Below are 16,908 nucleotides of genomic sequence, written 5' to 3' on the forward strand. Positions count from 1 at the left end.
AAAATGGCACTGCCTCTTTGGGCAGCGCCATTTTTTTTATATTCTGTGGTGATGAAGAAAACCCCCGCTGAATGAAGTTCACCTTATAATTCTCTTTTAGCTTCCGTTTCTGCGACAACGACGGCACAGGCAGCATCTCCTGTAATATTTACAGCTGTGCGGGTCATGTCCAGCAGGCGGTCGATTCCGATAATCAGTGCGATTCCCTCGACAGGCAGGCCTACCGAGTTAAGTACCATCGCCAGCATGATAAGGCCGACTCCGGGCACACCGGCTGTGCCGACGCTCGCGAGAACCGCGGTGAGGACTACCGTGACCAGCTGGGTGAAGGAAAGGTCAACGTTGAATACCTGGGCAATAAAAATCGTCGCGACCCCCTGCATGATTGCCGTACCATCCATGTTGATCGTCGCACCGAGCGGCTGGACAAAGCTTGAGATTGGCTCCGGCACCTTAAGGTTGTTTTGGGCGGTGCTCATGGAAATCGGCAAGGTCGCATTGCTGCTTGAAGTACTGAACGCCACGCCCATCGCCGGGGCAAAGCCTTTAAAGAACCAAAGCGGGTTCTTCTTGGCCAAAAACGCCACGGATGAACCATAAACGAAGATGGTATGAATCAAAAGAGCCAGCAGGACAACAGACATATAGAGGCCCATCGCTTTAATCGCATCAAGTCCCTGGCTGCCCACGGCGGAAACAATCAGGCCGAATGTACCGTATGGCGCAAACTTCATCACCAGGTTGACTAAAAACATCATCAGGTCATTACCCTGTTCAACGAGGTTGAGTATTCCTTTTGTTTTATCGCCAAGCATCGTGAGGGCAAAGCCGACAAAGACAGAGAAGGTGATAATCTGGAGCATGTTACCTTCTGCAAAGGCCTGGATTGGATTGGAAGGAATGATGTTTAACAGCGTTTCCGAAACCGGCGGAGCTTCCTTGGATTCAAATTCGGCATTGGCGGTGTCAAAGCTGCCGACATTACCAGGCTCGAACACATAGGCCAGCGCAATCCCGATGGTGATGGCCATCGACGTAGTGATAAGGAAATACGAAACTGTTTTAAGGCCGATTCTCCCGAGTTTTTTGGGATCACCAAGGCCTGCTGTTCCCAATGTTATCGAAAAGAAGACGATTGGCACAACGAGCATGTTAATCAGGTTTAAGAAAATTTTGCCAAGCGGGGTGAACACAAACTGGTCAAGCTGCGGAAAGATGCCTGGTGCAAACAGATTGATCAGCAGCCCAGTGATTCCCCCAGCGACGAGGGCAATAATAATTTTAGTAGATAGTTTCATAATGTGACCTCCTTCATCGATGTGCTATAAATTACCAAATAAAGGCAATAAAAATACACAGAGGTAAAAACCACTGTGCATGGATGCAGTGTTTTCCTCTCAACACGCTTACGAGGTTAGCTGTCGGGTTCGGGTTTTGAGAGTACCCTACCTGTAAAGGATTCACCCCAAATACTTAAATAAAAGTAAAATTGGTTCCCCCGCTCAAAGATTAAGCGATATTATCATTTTTTTTAATATAATATCAGTTATAAGCGGTTTTGGGAATAAAAAATATCCAGTCCACTATGCGGGCGCAAGCCCAGAGGAACTTATCCTATCTCGAGCCAGTCCGGCTGAGGTATGTATAGGCAGATGGGATATGCAACAGTTTCATGCAGAGCTAATATGAAGGAAAGAAACGACAGCGCATGCCTGGAAGAGCCTGAGATACCTCAAGCTCTTGATTCTAGTTGCTATCTTCCACTATCGTTTAGGGTAGGAGACCTTGGAGTTCCGGCTTGCCAGGACCTTTCTGACAATTGGATAAAGAATCGGAGCCCATTTTAATGCTGTTCTGAACAATCTTATCATCGCTGATCCCTCCTATAATGGCTAGTCCTATAATTCCCGGTTTTCACAAAGATAAAACCAACCCAAGGAGAGTGCGAAATTGAAATTCACCAAAATTCATCACGTCGCCATCATCTGTTCAGATTATCAGAAGTCAAAAAGCTTTTATGTAAATGTCCTCGGACTGAAGCCCGTCCGGGAAGTTTACCGTGAAGAAAGGAACTCCTATAAACTCGATCTTGAAGTCAACGGCCATTATCAAATCGAGCTGTTTTCGTTTCCGGACCCACCCAAGCGGCCAAGCTACCCCGAGGCAGCCGGGCTGCGGCACCTGGCCTTTGCGATTGAAAACATCGAAGAAGCCGTCAGCCACCTTAAGCAGCACGGGATTACAGCCGAAGAAATCAGAATCGACCCGTTAACCGGTAAAAAATTCACCTTCTTTTCCGACCCGGACGGCTTGCCGATTGAGATTTATGAGGGATAGCGCAGGCACTGATAGCCGTTTTGCGGGGATTGCATCATAGAAAGTTATTATTGCATCAATTAATGAAGGCATTGCATCAATTATTATGCGGATTGCATCAATTTATTTTCTTTATTTGAAAAACCTGTGTACAAACGGTGACACCAAGTTTCATCCTGGATAAAAATAAGTCCGGGATTTTGTATTCCCACTAAAGGACAAGTCCAGTCCTGAGAGCAGCCTTCTTGTCTTCTGGACAGATGAAAGTTGAAGGAAGGTTCGAATCTGGTTATTGGTAAAAGTGGGTGAGACTAGGAGGGAATAATCGCGGATGGCTCGGATATAGGCGTCCTTTGAATAATGATCACATTCCGGGCATTTCCACCAGGCTTTTAAAGGCTGCATTGGCAGTGCGTTACATCTGGGGCACTGCACCCCGGGTAAAAGCTCATTCTCTGCCAAACTAAACTCTTGTAAAACATCTGTTTCGAGGGGAACATTCTTTTTAATGAGGAGCCTGCTGAGCTTTTTAAGACCCTTAGCATCAAGAATTTCTCCCTGATATGCCCCATCACAGCGGAAGATAAAATTGTGCAGACCCGAGGCGGGCAGGACTCTTTGGCGGACAGCCGGGTCAGCTCGTTCCATTTTTATGATTGAAGATGGCTGGCTAATGATGACAACATAGTCAACGGGTATAGGCGGAAAATGATGCGCCTTGAGCCACTTTCGCAAGCTTCTTTGATGATGCTGGGCCTGAGCGACCGGGTCGGAATATCCGTCTGTCTTGCTGTTTATTGTGCGGATCAACTGACCTTGCTCGTCAAATAATAATTCACCGGCTATGTTTTTGGTTTCGATAATGAGGGTGTATCGGGTGGTCAGAAGGAGAAAATCGATTTGAAAGAAATGCGATCCATTGGCGAGGCGCAAATTGTGGAAAATGTGATAGGGGTGGTCGTCCAGAAGGGATAGATAGTAATTTACTGTCTTTTCTCCTTTAAAGCCTGCATTCCTGCGGGCCCATTCCTCCTGGATATTATTCCATTTGGGATGACTGACTGGCAAACGCCTCTTCAAAGCCTCCAATTTCTCCAGAATAGGCGGAATTTCAAAATGCTTGATGAACAAAGTAATCCTCCTCTCGTTTTACAGAAGGAGAATTCGGTAAATATGAGGGAAATCCTTCTCCTGGTGGAGGGTTTTTCCTAATTAAGTATGTCTTTTTAGCGGATTGCATCATAGAAAGTTATTATTGCATCAATTAATGAAGGCATTGCATCAATTATTATGCGGATTGCATCAATTTTTCTCTTTATTTGAAAAACCTGTGTCCAAACTGTGAACACCCACGCATCCACAAGCAGCAGCCCCAATCTTATACCCAACCCTTGAACACCCACGCATCCACAAGCAACCGCACCCACCCCCATACCCAAAAGGTGAACAGCCCCGCACCCCACAAAAAACCCCTTCCACACAGGGAAGGGGGCAGCTCCTATAGCAAAATCTCGATATTCTTTTCATTTTTGGCACGCAGGTCCTCAATATGCTTGCTCACTTCTTCATTCTTCTTCTGCGCAATTGCCTGCTGCTCAAGCTCAGGCTTCATAGTTTCGAAGTCCTTGACCTCCTGCTTCATGCTTTCGGCCTGTTCCTTGTATTGATCGTAAACGAGCTTCACTTCGTCCTCGGAAACCTTGACGTCACCAATGTTTTTATCGAGGTACTGCGTGATAATCAGCTGCTGGCGGACCTGCTGCGTTAACTCTTCTTCCGTAATCTTGTTTTCTTTCAACGCAGCCTGATACTGCTTATCGTCTTCAAATTGTCCTTTTACATTGCCAATTTCGGCATCTATTTCTTTCTGTCCAACAGATATTCCATCATTCTCCGCGCTTTGAAGCACGAGTTTTGTATTAATTAATTGGTCCAGTACGGATTGCTCGACCTGCTTCTTCATTTCACCATCGATTTCTTTAAAGTCGACCCCTTGCTGTGTGTACATGGCCTTCGTTGCTTCCAGCTCTTTCTGGTATTCCTCGGAAGCGATGTTCTCGCCATTTACGGTAGCGACAACCTCTTTGTTGTTTTTCTCCTTGTTGCTTTCCTTATCGGCACTATCACTGCTGCAGGCTCCCAATACAAGAGTACCCACAAGCATCAACATAAACCAAAATGCGACTCTTTTCATATCATTTTCCCCCTTATCCAGCATGTCCGCTATTCTAGCACACTTCCAGCATCAGCAGAGGCATGTCATTGAATTGTTAGCATCATGTAATATCCCATAGATAATAAATTAAATTAACTAAGTATGTTATAATAAATCCAATAACCAAACCGAAAGTGGAGGATCCTCACCATGCAGCAGCGCGGTACATTCCAATTAATGAAATCCGTCAATAAGTCGATTATTTTAAATAAAATCCGCATCGCGGAACCCATCTCCAGGGCGCAGATTGCCAAGGAAACAAGCCTGACGCCGCCAACGGTCAGCAGCATCGTCAAGGAGCTGCTGGAGGAGGGACTTGTCAGGGAAAGCCAGCTTGGAGAATCGAGCGGCGGCCGGAAGCCGACGATGCTGCATATCAACAGCGGCGCTTTTTATGTGATTGGTGTCGATGCCGGACCCGAGACCGTAGAAGGCGTGCTTACCGACTTAACGGGCGAGATCCTGCAGCGTGCGAAACAAAAGCTGGAAAAACCGCTAAACAATGAAAAGTTCATTGATATCCTTAAGGACAATATCCGCCACAACCTTGCTGCGCCCGGCATCGACCAAACGAAAATCATCGGCATTGGCATTGCCATGCACGGTGTCGTCGATGTGGAGACAGGCATGTCGCTTGTAGCCCCCAACCTGAATCTTAAAAACGTTCCAATCAAACAGGAGCTTGAAAAGGAGTTCAACATTGCGATTAAAGTCGAGAATGATGCACGGGCGATGGCATTGGGTGAATCATGGTTCGGCGGCCATGGCGAGGCCGACAGTATGGTGGCCGTCAACATCGGCCGTGGTGTCGGAGCGGGTGTTGTCATGAACGGCAAGCTATACCATGGCGCCCAGGGAATCGCCGGCGAATTCGGCCATATGACGATAGACCTGAACGGCAGCATCTGTGAGTGCGGCAATCCCGGCTGCCTGCAGACCTTCGTCAGCGGGGCGTCCATTGCCGAACGGGCAAGGAGCAGGATGGGAGAGGGAGCTCCCTCTACCGGCCAGGAAGTGTATGAACTTGCCCAAGAGGGACATGCAGCCTCCATCAAGCTGCTTCAGGAAACCGGCAGAATCATCGGCATCGGCCTGATCAATCTGGTCCATCTTATCAATCCCCGTAAAATCGTCCTTGGCGGCGGGGTGATGAAAAGCGAGGCCTTCCTGATGCCTGCCATTCTTGAAACGATCAGGCAGAGGGCACTCACCCCTAAGGCGCGCCAAACCAGCATCTCGGTGACGAGGCTTGGTGAAGATGCGACTCTGCTGGGGGCCGTCGCGCTGCTGCTCGTGGAAATGTTTGATCCAATCTAAAAGGCGGAACCAATTGCTGTTCCGCCCTTTTGCACTGTATTCCTAATCTTGCACGCTAAACCCAAACACGGTCTGCTGCGTATATTTTTCGCCAGCCTTCAGGATGATGCCCGGGAAACCTTCATGATGCAGCGAGGCAGGGGAGCCCTGGGTTTCAAAGCAGACACCCAGATGCTTGCGCGATGGGCCTTCTGCCAGCTTCATGCTGTCATCAAGGGAATTGCCTGTATACATCACCATGCCAGGCTGCGTGGTTTTCACAGTCATCACCCGGCCGCTGCGAGGCTCGGCAACAACCGCATCGAACTCTTTTTCCTTGTCAAAAATGAAATAATGGTCATAGCCGCTTCCGGCAATTTTATTTTGCCCGTAATCGTCGTTAAAGCCGGCACCCAGCACTCGGCCTGCGCGGAAATCAAACGGTGTCCCTTCAACAGGCACCTTTTCCCCCGTAGGAATCAGCTCTTCGTCCAGTTCAACAAAGGTGCTGCTGTCGATGATCACTTCATGCTCGTCCACCGGCCGCTTCAGGTCGCCGCTCAGGTTGAAGTACGTATGGTTGGTGAGGGTCAGGGGTGTGGTCGCATCACTTACTGCTTCATACTCAATTGTTAAACGATTTTTATTATCAAGCGTGTAGGTCACCGTGACATCCAGGTTTCCCGGATAGCCGCCGTCTCCATCAGGACTGTGATGGGAAAGCTTCAAGCCGACGCATTCTCTTTTCAGGAAAGGGTCCGCTTTCCAAATGACCTGATGGAAGCCGCCAGGTCCGCCATGCAGATGGTTCTGCCCGTTGTTAGCAGGCAGTTCATAGGTTTTCCCGCCTAGCTTGAAGGTAGACCCCTGGATGCGGCCGGCCACCCGGCCGATAAGTGCTCCAAAGAAATTGGGATCGTTCTCATAATCCTCGCAGTCCTTGAAGCTGACCACGACATTTTCGAGGCTGTCAAAACGGCCCGGGGCAATAATTTTCGTAATGATGCCGCCAAAGTCCAGGACGCTGACGCACATATTGTTAGCATTGGTCAGGGAATATTCCTGCCATTTTCCCAGTATTTCTTTTACTGCAATTTTCATAACCATAGCCACCTTCATCTAAAGAAGTCTTTTGTTTACAAATCTTCCCTGTTCAGGGATGCAATAAACCGTTCAAACGCATCCCGGGTTTTCAACACACCCGCATCCTCAAGCACCCGCGCAAACTTGCGGCCGAGCTCCTTTTGCAGGATAGCTTCCGCTTCTTTTGCATCTGTCAGCACGCCATACTGGCTTTTCAGCTCTTTCACCCAGTCCAGGTGATATTCCGCCACTCCAGCGCTTTCCCCGAGCAGGTGCTGCTGGATCGCAGCCAGCTCATCTTTCAGCCTTGGCGGCAGAACGGCAAGCCCCATCACTTCAATCAGGCCGATGTTTTCCTTTTTAATATGATGCACATCTTCATGCGGGTGGAAAATGCCCATCGGATGTTCCTCGCTTGTACGGTTGTTGCGGAGCACAAGATCGAGCTCGTAAAGGCCATCGCGCCGGCGGGCAATCGGCGTGATTGTGTTATGTGGCGTCTCGCCGGTAAAAGCGAGCACGTCTATGCTGTCATCGGAATAGCTGCGCCATGTTTCCAGAATGTGATTTCCTGCTGAAACCAGACTTCCAATGGAGGTACTCCGCAGGCGGATGACCGACAGCGGCCATTTGACAACCGAAGCCTTGACATCTTGATGGGAGGGCAGGCTAAAAGTGAACTCATCCTGGGCAGCCGTCATCGAAAACTCGTAGCGTCCCGCCTGATAATGGTCATGGCTCAATATTGAGCCGCCGACAATCGGCAGGTCGGCATTGGAGCCGATAAAATAATGCGGGAACTTCTCCACAAACAGCAGCAGCCGCTCAAACGTTTTCGCATCAATCTTCATGTCGCGATGTTCTTCCGAAAGCAGGATGCTGTGCTCGTTATAATAGACATAAGGCGAATACTGGAGATACCAGTTTTCACCGCTGAGCGGTACCGGGATGATCCGGTGGTTGGCCCGGGCCGGGTGGCCGGTGCGACCCGCATATCCCTCGTTTTCCTTGCACAGCAAACATTTCGGATAGCTGCCTGTCTGCTTCATTTCCCGTTCGCGGCGGATCTGCTCCGGGTCTTTTTCCGGCTTCGACAGATTGATGGTGATATCAAGCTGTCCATAGTCGGTATCTGCCTTGTAGGAAATGTTTTTGGCAATCCGGTTCATCTGGATGTAGTTGCTGTTTTTGCTTAAGGAGTAAAAATAGTCCGTGGCCGCAATAGGCGATTCTTCATATTTCTCGTAAAATGCTGCATTGACCTCCGACGGCCGCGGCAGGAACACGTTCATGATATTGGCTGCGAGCATTTCCTTATCGTCCAGCACATCTTCGATTATACTCTCTTCCACAGCATACTCCACCAGTTTTTCGACAAGGTTTGGAATGGTGTCATTCTTTTTTTTGCTCGTTTCAGGATACGTTTTCAGCCCTAAAAGATGCATCACCTGGTTGCGAACATAAATTTCATCGACTGTTTCAATCAATCCAGCTTCCAATGCTTTTTCTATTAATCCATCAATCAGTCCGTAAACCATGTTTTACACTTCCTTCCCGTAGCCTTCTGGGTGCGTGCTATGCCATTTCCAGGCGTCTTCAATGATTTTATTGACGGAAGTTCGTGCCGGATTCCAGCCTAGAACCTTCTTCGCTTTATCCGAGCTTGCGACCAGGGTACTCGGGTCCCCGGCACGGCGCGGACCGATTTGCGCCGGGATTTCCTTGCCAGTCACGCTTCTGGCAGCTTCAATCATTTCTTTTACCGAAAAGCCCTGGCTGCTGCCGAGATTGAACACATCGCTTGCGCCGCCTTTTCTCAAGTAATTGAGCGCCAGCAGGTGGGCGTTGATCAGGTCCTCGACATGTACATAGTCTCGGATGCAGGTTCCGTCCGGAGTGTTGTAGTCATCGCCGAAAATCGTGATATGCGGGCGCTGTCCAAGCGCGGCCTGCAGAATGATCGGCACAAGATGCGTCTCCGGGCTGTGGTCTTCACCGATTTCCGCGGTTTCGCGGGCGCCGGCCACATTGAAGTAGCGGAGTGCCACATAGTTGACGCCATGGGCCTGTTGGGTCCAGGAAATCAGCTTTTCCATTGTCAGTTTCGTTTCGCCGTAAGCATTGGTCGGATTCGTCGGCATGCTTTCGGTAATCGGCACAACCTGCGGCTCACCGTAGGTGGCGGCAGTGGAGGAGAAGACGATGGTTTTAACATCATGCTCGACCATCGCCTGCAGCAGCACCTGAGTCCCATGGACATTGTTGTCAAAGTATTTCAGCGGCTTTTCCATTGATTCGCCGACAAGCGAATTGGCCGCAAAATGGATAACACTATCAATCTTTTCTTTTTGAAAAACGGAGGTGAGGAACTCAAGGCTGCGAATATCCCCTTCATAGAAACGCGCCTTAGGATGCACAGCTCCTCGATGGCCCGTTTCCAGATTGTCGATGACCACGACTTCTTCGCCCTGGTCAATTAATTGATAGACTGCGTGGGAGCCGATATAGCCTGCTCCGCCCAACACCAATACGCTCATGCTAACACTCCTCGCTTAGTTCTTTGGCGCCATCCCCGATGGTCGCTGTGTAAAAGGTTGCTTCATAGCCAACTTTTTCACGGTAGATGCTATTCACATTCTTCTGGAAATCTTCCGCTTTATCCTTCTCGACGATCGCAATAGCGCAGCCGCCGAATCCGGCTCCTGTCATCCGTGCGCCAAGGACGCCTTCCTGCTCCCAGGCTGCCTGCACGATTGTGTCTAGCTCAAGGCCGGTCACTTCATAATCATCTTTCAGCGAGATATGCGATTCATTCATTAGGTTGCCAAATCCTTCAAGATCCTGCTGTTCCAGCTTTTCAAGGGCTTTTAGTGTGCGAGCGTTCTCATAGACGGCATGCCTGGCACGCTTCCGGTGGATTTCGTCCGTAATCAGGTGTTTATGCTCTTCAAATTGCGCCGGCTTCAATTCTCCCAAACTGGCAACATTCAGCTCTTTTTGCAGGTGAGTTAGCGCGGCTTCGCACTGGGCGCGGCGCTCATTGTATTTGGAACCGGCGAGCGTCCGCTGTTTGTTCGTATTCATGACGATGATAAAATGGTTCTCCAGCATAATCGGGGCATATTTGTAGGCCAGTGTGTTGCAATCCAGCAGAATCGCATGGTCTTTCTTTCCCATGCCAATCGCGAACTGGTCCATGATGCCGCTGTTGACGCCGATATACTGGTTTTCAACCTTCTGGCCAAGTTTGATCATTTCGATTCGGTCGATAGATAGTCCAAACAGCTCCTGGATGAGGACACCTGTTGCCAGCTCGATCGAGGCGGAGGAGGAGAGCCCGGCGCCGTTCGGAATGTTGCCGTAAAAGAGGATATCGGCCCCGTTTTCAACTTCATAGCCGGCTTCCTTCATATAAAGGAACATTCCTTTAGGATAGTTCGCCCAGTCATGCTTTTCGGCATAACCCAGGTAGTCTAGGTCTGTCTCGATGATGCCGGCATCCGGAAAGTTCAGCGAGTAAAACCGCAATTTCCGGTCATCGCGCTGTGCTGCAAGCGCATATGTTCCAAACGAAAGGGAAGCAGGGAACACATGCCCGCCATTATAATCCGTATGTTCACCAATCAGGTTGATTCGGCCGGGGGAAAAGAAAGTCCTCGATGCAGCGGCCGTATTGAAAGTTTCCTGGAATGCAAGTTTTAAATTTTCCGTTTTCATCATCGTATGCCTCCTAAGTGTGTGGACTTATACTTAGTTAATTAATTTAATTAAGTTAAAATCAGTGTACTACTAACGGGTATTTTAGGCAAGGGAAAAGTGGGGAAATGGTTGCAAGGGTATTTTTGGTGGGTTACTCTACGGTTTCGGCCAGTTACTCTACGATTCTGGTCCATTACTCGCCTGTTTGCGACTTTTACTCTACACTTTTGAACTTTTACTCTACGATTTCTGCTTTTTACTCTACAAACACCATATCTTTCCAACTCTAAATCTATTAAAAAAAACCGATTCCCCGTCTTCAAGATGGGTATAAACAAAGTAAGAGTCCAGCATGGACTGTTTTTAATAAGAAAGGAGAGGTGCAGCATGAATGTGAATTCTCAAGTACATTCCTTTTATCTGAAAGACGATGGACAGATTCCAAATAACCCGGAATTGCCGGTGATTGTATACCAGGGCATTTTCAATGAAAATCCAAATGGAATAGCAGAAACCTTCAAGCGTAACGACTGGGAGGGCTGCTGGACAGGTCAAGTATTTGGTTACCAGCATTATCACAGCAACTCGCATGAAGTCCTTGGTGTCAAGTCAGGGGAAGCAACGCTTCTTCTTGGCGGCGACAGCGGTGAACGTGTCGAGGTGAAGGAAGGGGATGTGGTCGTCCTTCCAGCTGGAACCGGCCACAAGAAGGTGGAAGGCTCTCCGGATTTTGCCGTGATTGGTGCCTATCCAAAAGGCAGCAGCTCCAATCTGCTGGAGAAAGACCCGGGATCCCGCACGCAAGCCCTCCATGAAATCCGAAATGTGCCGGTCCCGGAAAAGGACCCTGTATATGGCGATGAGGGACCGTTGCTTCATAAATGGGTGAAATAGGAAGAGTGTATGCTCTTCATCCAGGATAAGCATAGAGGAAGAAGAGGCAAAAAAGCCCGGTTGTAATGAAACCGGGCTTTTGCCTGTTATCTATCTTTACACCTGAACTTTTCCCAATTCCTCATCGCGCAGCACTCGGCGGAGCAGCTTTCCGACCGAAGACTTTGGCAGGTCGTCGAGGATTTCGACTTCCTTCGGCGCTTTGTAGGCTGCCAGGTTTTCGGCAGCAAATTGCTTGATTTCCTCTATTGTCAGGGTTGAACCGGCCCTTAATTTTACAAATGCCTTGACCGTTTCGCCGCGGTATTCATCCGGCACGCCGATCACAAGCGCTTCTTCAATTCCCGACAGATGGTAAAGCACTTCCTCTACCTCACGAGGGTAGACATTGTATCCGCTTGCAATAATCATATCCTTTTTCCGGTCAAGGATATACAGGAAGCCGTCTTCATCGATCCTGGCAATGTCGCCGGTGAACAGCCAGCCATCCTTGAGCACTTCATCCGTATCTCGCGGGCGGTTCCAGTAGCCTTTCATCACCTGAGGACCGCTGACAATCAATTCGCCGGCTTCACCAACTGGAGCATCGACGATTTCGCCATCCTCTGTTTCAAGCACCACCCTGACAATCGTGCTCTGGACCGGGATGCCGATGCTGCCTTCTTTTGCCGGAACGAATGGCGGGTTGAAGGCAACGGTTGGGGAGGACTCTGAGAGGCCATATCCATCGCGGATGGAAGCGCCTGTTACATTTTCAAACGCCCGTGCCTGCTCAACCGCCAATGGCGCTCCGCCGCTGCCGACGTAGCGCACCTGGTCAAAGCCTGCTTCCTTCAGCATTTCAGGAGGCAAGCTGTTCAGGGCGAAATACATGGTTGGAACCGCTGCAAAGATGAACGGCTTTTCCCGTTTGACGGTTTCAATCACTTCTTTGACATCAAATCGAGGCAGGATAATCTGGTTGGCGCCTTCCCTGAAGCAGCAAAGAGCCACGCTTGACAGGCCGTACACATGGAACATTGGCAGCACGGTGATCGTCTTAAAGGATTCCGGCACCTCATCGCATGTTTTAAAGATAAAATCGCATACCTGGTTAAAATTGGCCAGGAGGTTGTAGTGAGTCAGCATAACGCCTTTAGGGACGCCGGTCGTGCCGCCGGTATACTGCAGGATCGCCACATCCTCCAGCGGATCGATGGTGGTTTCAGGAGCATCAAGCGGCACCTGAAGCACTTCTTCAAAATACAGGTGCCTTCGCCTAGCGCGATCCTTTCGCCGCCCAGCCCAATGGCGATCACTTTTCTAAGGGCGCTGTCTCCCTGGACCTTTTTTACTTTAGGGTAGAGGGCATCAAGGACGAACATATGGGTCGCATCGGAATCTTCCAAAACAAAGGAAATTTCCCGTTCAACGTACATCGGGTTCACTTGTACGGCAATACCGCCAAGCCGGAAGATCGCAAACAGGGTGAAAATGTACTGCGGACAGTTCGGCAGCATGAGGGCGGCCCGGTCGCCTTTTTTAAATCCGTCTTTATGTAGCGCAGAGGCAAGCCGGTCGACGATCATCTTTGTTTCATTATAGCTCCAGGACCTTCCGTAAAAAGTGAGCGCAGGTTTGTCGCCGAAGCGGCTGACACTGTCTTCCAAAAAATCGTACAGAGATTCATGCTTGACGCTGACATGCTCATCCACTCGGTGATCATAAAACTTCAACCAAGGCTTTTGCAGATTTTCCATCCTAACAACCTCCTAAAATATGATAAACCCTCTCCGCTTTTGGCGAATTCATTTACATTATTGATAGGATGGAGTTTTTTGTAAACGCGCGAATGTCGACACAATCCTGCATATCTCCGCTGATTTCTTCCGTCATGAGAGCAGGAACCTATATCTTTCGGAGAGTCAACAGGAGGAAGCCCTCGAATCCTGTCACAATGCAAGGGCTTGTTCACAAATTGTTAACAGAATATTGTGGGTAATATGTGGATAAAATGTGGCAAGCCACGCTTATTTTGCATGTGCCCCATAAGGATTTCGTCCATTTTATGAACATGGCTGTGTTGTTTATCCTCCCGGAAGTATTGATGATATAATAGGGGAAGTTTACAGCAGAAAGGAACCATTCGCATGAGGAAAATGTTAGTAATATGTGCGTCTTTGATGTTGCTGCTAAGCGGGTGTGCCAATGGGACAAGCGAAAATCAAACAATTTATATAGCAGCCGCTTCGGACCTCACGCATGCCCTGACAGAGATAGGGGAAGGCTTCACTGATAAAACCGGGGTCAAAGTGGAATTCACATTCGGCTCCACTGGTTTGCTGACACAGCAGATTAAGAAGGGAGCGCCTTTTGACCTGTTTGCGGCAGCACATGAATCATATATAGAAGATTTAATAGAAACAGGTGCTGTACTCCCTGATTCGAAGGAGTACTATGCCATTGGCAGAGTGGTGATGATGGGCAAGAGTAAAAAGCTGGACAAGGAGTATCTATTAAGTCCAGAGGTGAAAACCATTACCATAGCCAATCCTGAGCATGCCCCTTATGGGAAGGCGGCAAAGGAGGCGCTGCAAACGTGGGAAATTTGGGAAGAGATCCAGCCTAAATTGGTATTTGCCGAAAATATCCGGCAGGCATACCAGCAGGTGGAATCGGGGAATGCCGATGTCGGAATCGTCGCACTTGCGTTAATGCCGGGCAGCGACTTCTCACATGAATTGATCGATGACAGCACACATGAGCCAATTGTGCAGGCTTTGGGCATTCCGTCGCAAACGGAGAAAGAGGAATACAGCAGGCAGTTTTCGGAATATATGCTGAGTGAAGAAGGGCAGGAAGTGCTGCGGAAATATGGATTTGATCTGCCATAATGGAGGCCATTCTTAGTCCTTTATATTTGACCCTGAAGATTTCCACAATCGCCACGTTTTTCGCTTTTATACTCGGAATCCTGTTTTCCTGGTGGTTTGCTTTTAATAAAAATCGGCTGACGGATCTTCTGTCGATTCTGGTGACGATTCCGCTCGTCATTCCGCCGACGGTGCTTGGCTATTATCTGCTCGTCGTGCTTGGACGGGGAAGTTTTATTGGCCAGATGTTCGAGACCCTTTTCGGCGGACCGCTCATTTTTACCTGGAAAGCCGCTGTGATCGCCGCGACGGTGGCCGCGCTGCCTCTCCTGATCAGGCCGATTCAGGCGGCATTCGAATCCATCAGCACTGATGTCCTCGGAGCTGCTGAACTGGACGGAGCCAACAAGCTTCAATTATTGCTGTTCATCGTCATCCCGCTGGCTTATAAAGGCGTGCTGGCCGGGCTGGTGCTGGGCTTTGCCAGGGCGATGGGCGAGTTTGGCGCCACCCTGATGGTGTCCGGCAACATCCCGGGCAAGACGCAGACACTGTCGATCGCCATCTATGACGCCGTACAAGCCAACCGGATGGACGATGCCAACCTGATGGTCCTCATCTTGAGCGTCACGACGGTTTTGTTTTTATACATGATTCATCGATGGTTCAGATAAAAAGCTTTTATGTAAAAAGGCAGCGGAAATCCGCTGCCTTTGCTGTTTTTATTTGTTTTTCCGTTCTTTGTCACCGTGCTCTTCATCATAGGCCATTTCCTTCGTCGCCTTTTTGAATTCCTTTATGGAGCTCCCGAAAGAGCGGCCAATCTCAGGCAGCTTGGAAGGCCCAAAAACAATCAGGGCGAGGATGAGGATGAGGATAAGTCCAGGAATCCCGATGTTTTGCAGCATGCAATCACCTCCTGTAGGACCGTACCCTGATCGGGCATGTTCAAACAAGGAGCCTTTGCCCTATACAATCTATACGGTTTTGTCGTAAGGGAGCGTTGATTTGTCGTAAAAGCAGCAAGTTTCGTCGTAAAGCAGAGGACTTTGTCGTAAAGCAAGAAGAGTGCGTAGTAAGCGGGCCGCCAGCCCCTGCATTTGTCGTGAGGCGCTCCAGTTTTGTCGTAAGAGCAGCAAGTTTTGTTGTAAAGCCCCCGCCCTCATCGTAAAGCAAAGAATATACGCCGTAACTACAAATCCACAATCAGAAAAAATCCCTATTCACAAGTGCATTCTTCAACTTTTCCTTCGCTCCTGCCCGCCAGCATTTGACGGTGGAGGGCGATACATTTTCAATAACGGCGATTTGCCTGATTTCGAACCCTTTCAAACAATGGTACAGCACCCATTTAGTCTGGTTTTCGGTCAGCCGGGCCTGCCGGCAGTACGCCAGGAGGATCTCTTCCTCCAGCGGGCACGGTGTCCCTTCATCCGCGATTCCCAGCCAGAAATCATCATCTCCGCTTGTCGATAGGCTTTCAAGCTTGCTGGCTGCATTCAGTTCAGTCAGCAGCCTTCCCTTTATGAACGTATAGGCATAACTGAAAAATTTGCCTTTTTGCGGATCATAGTTGTTATGTGCTTCCCACAAGCCGATCAGGCCATGCTGGTAATACTCGTCCTTGTTTTTATAAATGTGCAATGACTGGATGATTTTATGGATCATCGGTGCATACTGCGTTGAGAGCTGGTCGAAGCTTTCCATTTCTGAATCCCTTCAGAAAGCGCGCTTTGCATGTGTATTCCCGGGTACCTTTACCTTATAGCGGATTCGGGGATTCATCGAATCGCTGTTGTTCAAATTTGAGGCCAAAAATAAGGTGAAAACGTCAATTTTAGGGGTCAAATTTGAATTTTAACGCTAAAAATTGCATTTTCGCTTCATTTTACTGTGATTTTAGAGAGTAGAATGGATATAAGGTGAAGTCTGAAATGGAGAGGAGCTGCAACATGTCTGGCCAGTCTTTTTATTTCAAGGGAAAAGATGGAAAGAAACTTTATGGAGTCAAATGGGTGGCTGAGGAGAAGCCGCGGGCGCTGCTGCAGATTGCCCATGGCATGGCGGAGCATATCGGGCGCTATGCCGAGTTTGCGGATTTTCTCGTAAGCCGCGGCGTCCATGTATATGGGAACGACCATCGCGGCCATGGCCACACGGCGTCTACCGAGGAAGACCGCGGCTATTATGGGGACGAAAACGGGTTTGAAACAGTCGTGCACGATATGAAAGAGCTGACGGCCATCATGAAACAGGATTATCCTGACATCCCCGTCTTCCTGCTTGGACACAGCATGGGCTCCTTCTTGTCACGGCGGTATATCCAGCTTTACGGAGAAGAACTCGACGGGGTGATTTTTACCGGAACAGGAGGTCATCCGGGGCTTCTGGGGAAGGTCGGCCATTATCTTTCAGTACGCGAAGCACGCAAGCAAGGGAGGCGGGCGCCGAGCAGAAAGATGAATGCCCTCACGTTCGGTCCTACAACAAGGCCTTTAAGCCGAACAAGACGGAGTTCGACTGGCTGAGCCGCGATGAAAGGGAAGTGGAGAA

At 49.2% G+C, this 16,908-nt stretch carries 17 protein-coding genes and 1 riboswitch; of the genes, 6 read left to right on the forward strand and 11 right to left on the reverse strand.

Annotated elements, in window-relative coordinates:
- Positions 1-83: 83 nt before the first annotated feature.
- A complete protein-coding gene (locus tag WQ57_RS06745; RefSeq protein ID WP_046522989.1) occupies positions 84-1,298 on the reverse strand; it encodes a dicarboxylate/amino acid:cation symporter in 1,215 nt (404 codons plus the stop codon).
- Between the two features lie 91 nt (positions 1,299-1,389).
- Positions 1,390-1,526: riboswitch (cyclic di-AMP (ydaO/yuaA leader) on the reverse strand.
- A 424-nt stretch (positions 1,527-1,950) separates the two neighbouring features.
- Between WQ57_RS06745 and gloA2 the strand changes: the two genes are divergently transcribed.
- Positions 1,951-2,337: an SMU1112c/YaeR family gloxylase I-like metalloprotein gene (gene gloA2, locus WQ57_RS06750; RefSeq protein ID WP_046522990.1), complete on the forward strand. Its 387-nt coding sequence runs from the start codon at positions 1,951-1,953 to the stop codon at positions 2,335-2,337.
- Positions 2,338-2,487: 150 nt separating this feature from the next.
- Here the strand turns inward: gloA2 and WQ57_RS06755 are convergent, their stop codons facing one another.
- Positions 2,488-3,447 (reverse strand): nuclease-related domain-containing protein, encoded by a 960-nt coding sequence (locus WQ57_RS06755; RefSeq protein WP_046522991.1) that lies wholly within the window; start codon positions 3,445-3,447, stop codon positions 2,488-2,490.
- A gap of 367 nt (positions 3,448-3,814) precedes the next feature.
- On the reverse strand, positions 3,815-4,510 hold the full coding sequence (locus tag WQ57_RS06765; RefSeq protein WP_046522993.1) for a SurA N-terminal domain-containing protein: 696 nt from the start codon (positions 4,508-4,510) through the stop codon (positions 3,815-3,817).
- Between the two features lie 171 nt (positions 4,511-4,681).
- Between WQ57_RS06765 and WQ57_RS06770 the strand changes: the two genes are divergently transcribed.
- Positions 4,682-5,848, forward strand: a complete 1,167-nt coding sequence (locus WQ57_RS06770; protein ID WP_046522994.1) for an ROK family transcriptional regulator — start codon at positions 4,682-4,684, stop codon at positions 5,846-5,848.
- Positions 5,849-5,890: 42 nt separating this feature from the next.
- On the opposite strand, the gene WQ57_RS06775 is transcribed toward WQ57_RS06770, so the two are convergent.
- From WQ57_RS06775 to WQ57_RS06790, 4 genes are read right to left on the reverse strand one after another with little or no spacing between them, the layout of a single operon-like run.
- Positions 5,891-6,928, reverse strand: coding sequence for an aldose epimerase family protein (locus WQ57_RS06775; RefSeq protein ID WP_046522995.1), 1,038 nt, complete (start codon positions 6,926-6,928; stop codon positions 5,891-5,893).
- Between the two features lie 35 nt (positions 6,929-6,963).
- Entirely contained in the window at positions 6,964-8,448 is a 1,485-nt protein-coding gene (gene galT, locus WQ57_RS06780) for a UDP-glucose--hexose-1-phosphate uridylyltransferase (RefSeq protein ID WP_046522996.1), read from the reverse strand.
- 3 nt (positions 8,449-8,451) lie between these two features.
- Complete coding sequence (gene galE, locus WQ57_RS06785; protein ID WP_046522997.1) at positions 8,452-9,447, reverse strand: UDP-glucose 4-epimerase GalE; 996 nt, start codon at positions 9,445-9,447, stop codon at positions 8,452-8,454.
- A gap of 1 nt (position 9,448) precedes the next feature.
- Positions 9,449-10,627 carry a galactokinase gene (locus tag WQ57_RS06790; protein WP_046523116.1) on the reverse strand — a complete coding sequence of 393 codons (1,179 nt, stop codon included), beginning with the start codon at positions 10,625-10,627 and terminating at the stop codon, positions 9,449-9,451.
- A 375-nt stretch (positions 10,628-11,002) separates the two neighbouring features.
- Here WQ57_RS06790 and WQ57_RS06795 point away from each other — a divergent pair, with 375 nt between their 5' ends.
- Positions 11,003-11,503 carry a cupin domain-containing protein gene (locus tag WQ57_RS06795; protein ID WP_156183080.1) on the forward strand — a complete coding sequence of 167 codons (501 nt, stop codon included), beginning with the start codon at positions 11,003-11,005 and terminating at the stop codon, positions 11,501-11,503.
- A gap of 96 nt (positions 11,504-11,599) precedes the next feature.
- Here WQ57_RS06795 and WQ57_RS27300 read toward each other — a convergent pair whose 3' ends face one another.
- Positions 11,600-12,727 carry an AMP-binding protein gene (locus WQ57_RS27300; RefSeq protein WP_277620275.1) on the reverse strand — a complete coding sequence of 376 codons (1,128 nt, stop codon included), beginning with the start codon at positions 12,725-12,727 and terminating at the stop codon, positions 11,600-11,602.
- Positions 12,625-13,242, reverse strand: coding sequence for an AMP-binding protein (locus WQ57_RS27305; RefSeq protein WP_277620276.1), 618 nt, complete (start codon positions 13,240-13,242; stop codon positions 12,625-12,627). The genes WQ57_RS27300 and WQ57_RS27305 overlap by 103 nt, the downstream gene beginning before the upstream one ends.
- A gap of 390 nt (positions 13,243-13,632) precedes the next feature.
- On the opposite strand from WQ57_RS27305, the gene modA reads away from it, so the two are divergent.
- Together modA and modB are read left to right on the forward strand one after the other, a co-directional pair.
- Complete coding sequence (gene modA / locus WQ57_RS06805) at positions 13,633-14,376, forward strand: molybdate ABC transporter substrate-binding protein (RefSeq protein WP_046522999.1); 744 nt, start codon at positions 13,633-13,635, stop codon at positions 14,374-14,376.
- Positions 14,376-15,029, forward strand: a complete 654-nt coding sequence (gene modB, locus WQ57_RS06810) for a molybdate ABC transporter permease subunit (RefSeq protein ID WP_046523000.1) — start codon at positions 14,376-14,378, stop codon at positions 15,027-15,029. Before modA ends, modB begins: the two co-directional genes overlap by 1 nt.
- Positions 15,030-15,077: 48 nt before the next feature.
- Here the strand turns inward: modB and tatA are convergent, their stop codons facing one another.
- Together tatA and WQ57_RS06820 are read right to left on the reverse strand one after the other, a co-directional pair.
- Positions 15,078-15,263, reverse strand: coding sequence for a twin-arginine translocase TatA/TatE family subunit (tatA, locus tag WQ57_RS06815; RefSeq protein ID WP_046523001.1), 186 nt, complete (start codon positions 15,261-15,263; stop codon positions 15,078-15,080).
- Between the two features lie 298 nt (positions 15,264-15,561).
- Positions 15,562-16,062: a sigma-70 family RNA polymerase sigma factor gene (locus tag WQ57_RS06820; protein ID WP_046523002.1), complete on the reverse strand. Its 501-nt coding sequence runs from the start codon at positions 16,060-16,062 to the stop codon at positions 15,562-15,564.
- 245 nt (positions 16,063-16,307) lie between these two features.
- Between WQ57_RS06820 and WQ57_RS27310 the strand changes: the two genes are divergently transcribed.
- Complete coding sequence (locus tag WQ57_RS27310; RefSeq protein ID WP_277620277.1) at positions 16,308-16,883, forward strand: alpha/beta hydrolase; 576 nt, start codon at positions 16,308-16,310, stop codon at positions 16,881-16,883.
- Positions 16,884-16,908 lie beyond the last annotated feature (25 nt).

Origin of the sequence: Mesobacillus campisalis (assembly GCF_000986785.1) — a bacterium.
Lineage (GTDB): Bacteria > Bacillota > Bacilli > Bacillales > Cytobacillaceae > Mesobacillus_B > Mesobacillus_B campisalis.

Coding starts and splice junctions, on each gene's coding strand:
- modB (WP_046523000.1), top strand. CDS start 14,376: ATGGAGGCCATTCTTAGTCCTTTATATTTGACCCTGAAGATTTCCACA.
- modA (WP_046522999.1), top strand. CDS start 13,633: ATGAGGAAAATGTTAGTAATATGTGCGTCTTTGATGTTGCTGCTAAGC.
- WQ57_RS06770 (WP_046522994.1), top strand. CDS start 4,682: ATGCAGCAGCGCGGTACATTCCAATTAATGAAATCCGTCAATAAGTCG.
- galT (WP_046522996.1), bottom strand. CDS start 8,448: ATGGTTTACGGACTGATTGATGGATTAATAGAAAAAGCATTGGAAGCT.
- WQ57_RS06790 (WP_046523116.1), bottom strand. CDS start 10,627: ATGAAAACGGAAAATTTAAAACTTGCATTCCAGGAAACTTTCAATACG.
- WQ57_RS06775 (WP_046522995.1), bottom strand. CDS start 6,928: ATGAAAATTGCAGTAAAAGAAATACTGGGAAAATGGCAGGAATATTCC.
- WQ57_RS27310 (WP_277620277.1), top strand. CDS start 16,308: ATGTCTGGCCAGTCTTTTTATTTCAAGGGAAAAGATGGAAAGAAACTT.
- WQ57_RS06745 (WP_046522989.1), bottom strand. CDS start 1,298: ATGAAACTATCTACTAAAATTATTATTGCCCTCGTCGCTGGGGGAATC.
- tatA (WP_046523001.1), bottom strand. CDS start 15,263: ATGCTGCAAAACATCGGGATTCCTGGACTTATCCTCATCCTCATCCTC.
- WQ57_RS06765 (WP_046522993.1), bottom strand. CDS start 4,510: ATGAAAAGAGTCGCATTTTGGTTTATGTTGATGCTTGTGGGTACTCTT.
- galE (WP_046522997.1), bottom strand. CDS start 9,447: ATGAGCGTATTGGTGTTGGGCGGAGCAGGCTATATCGGCTCCCACGCA.
- WQ57_RS27305 (WP_277620276.1), bottom strand. CDS start 13,242: ATGGAAAATCTGCAAAAGCCTTGGTTGAAGTTTTATGATCACCGAGTG.
- WQ57_RS06820 (WP_046523002.1), bottom strand. CDS start 16,062: ATGGAAAGCTTCGACCAGCTCTCAACGCAGTATGCACCGATGATCCAT.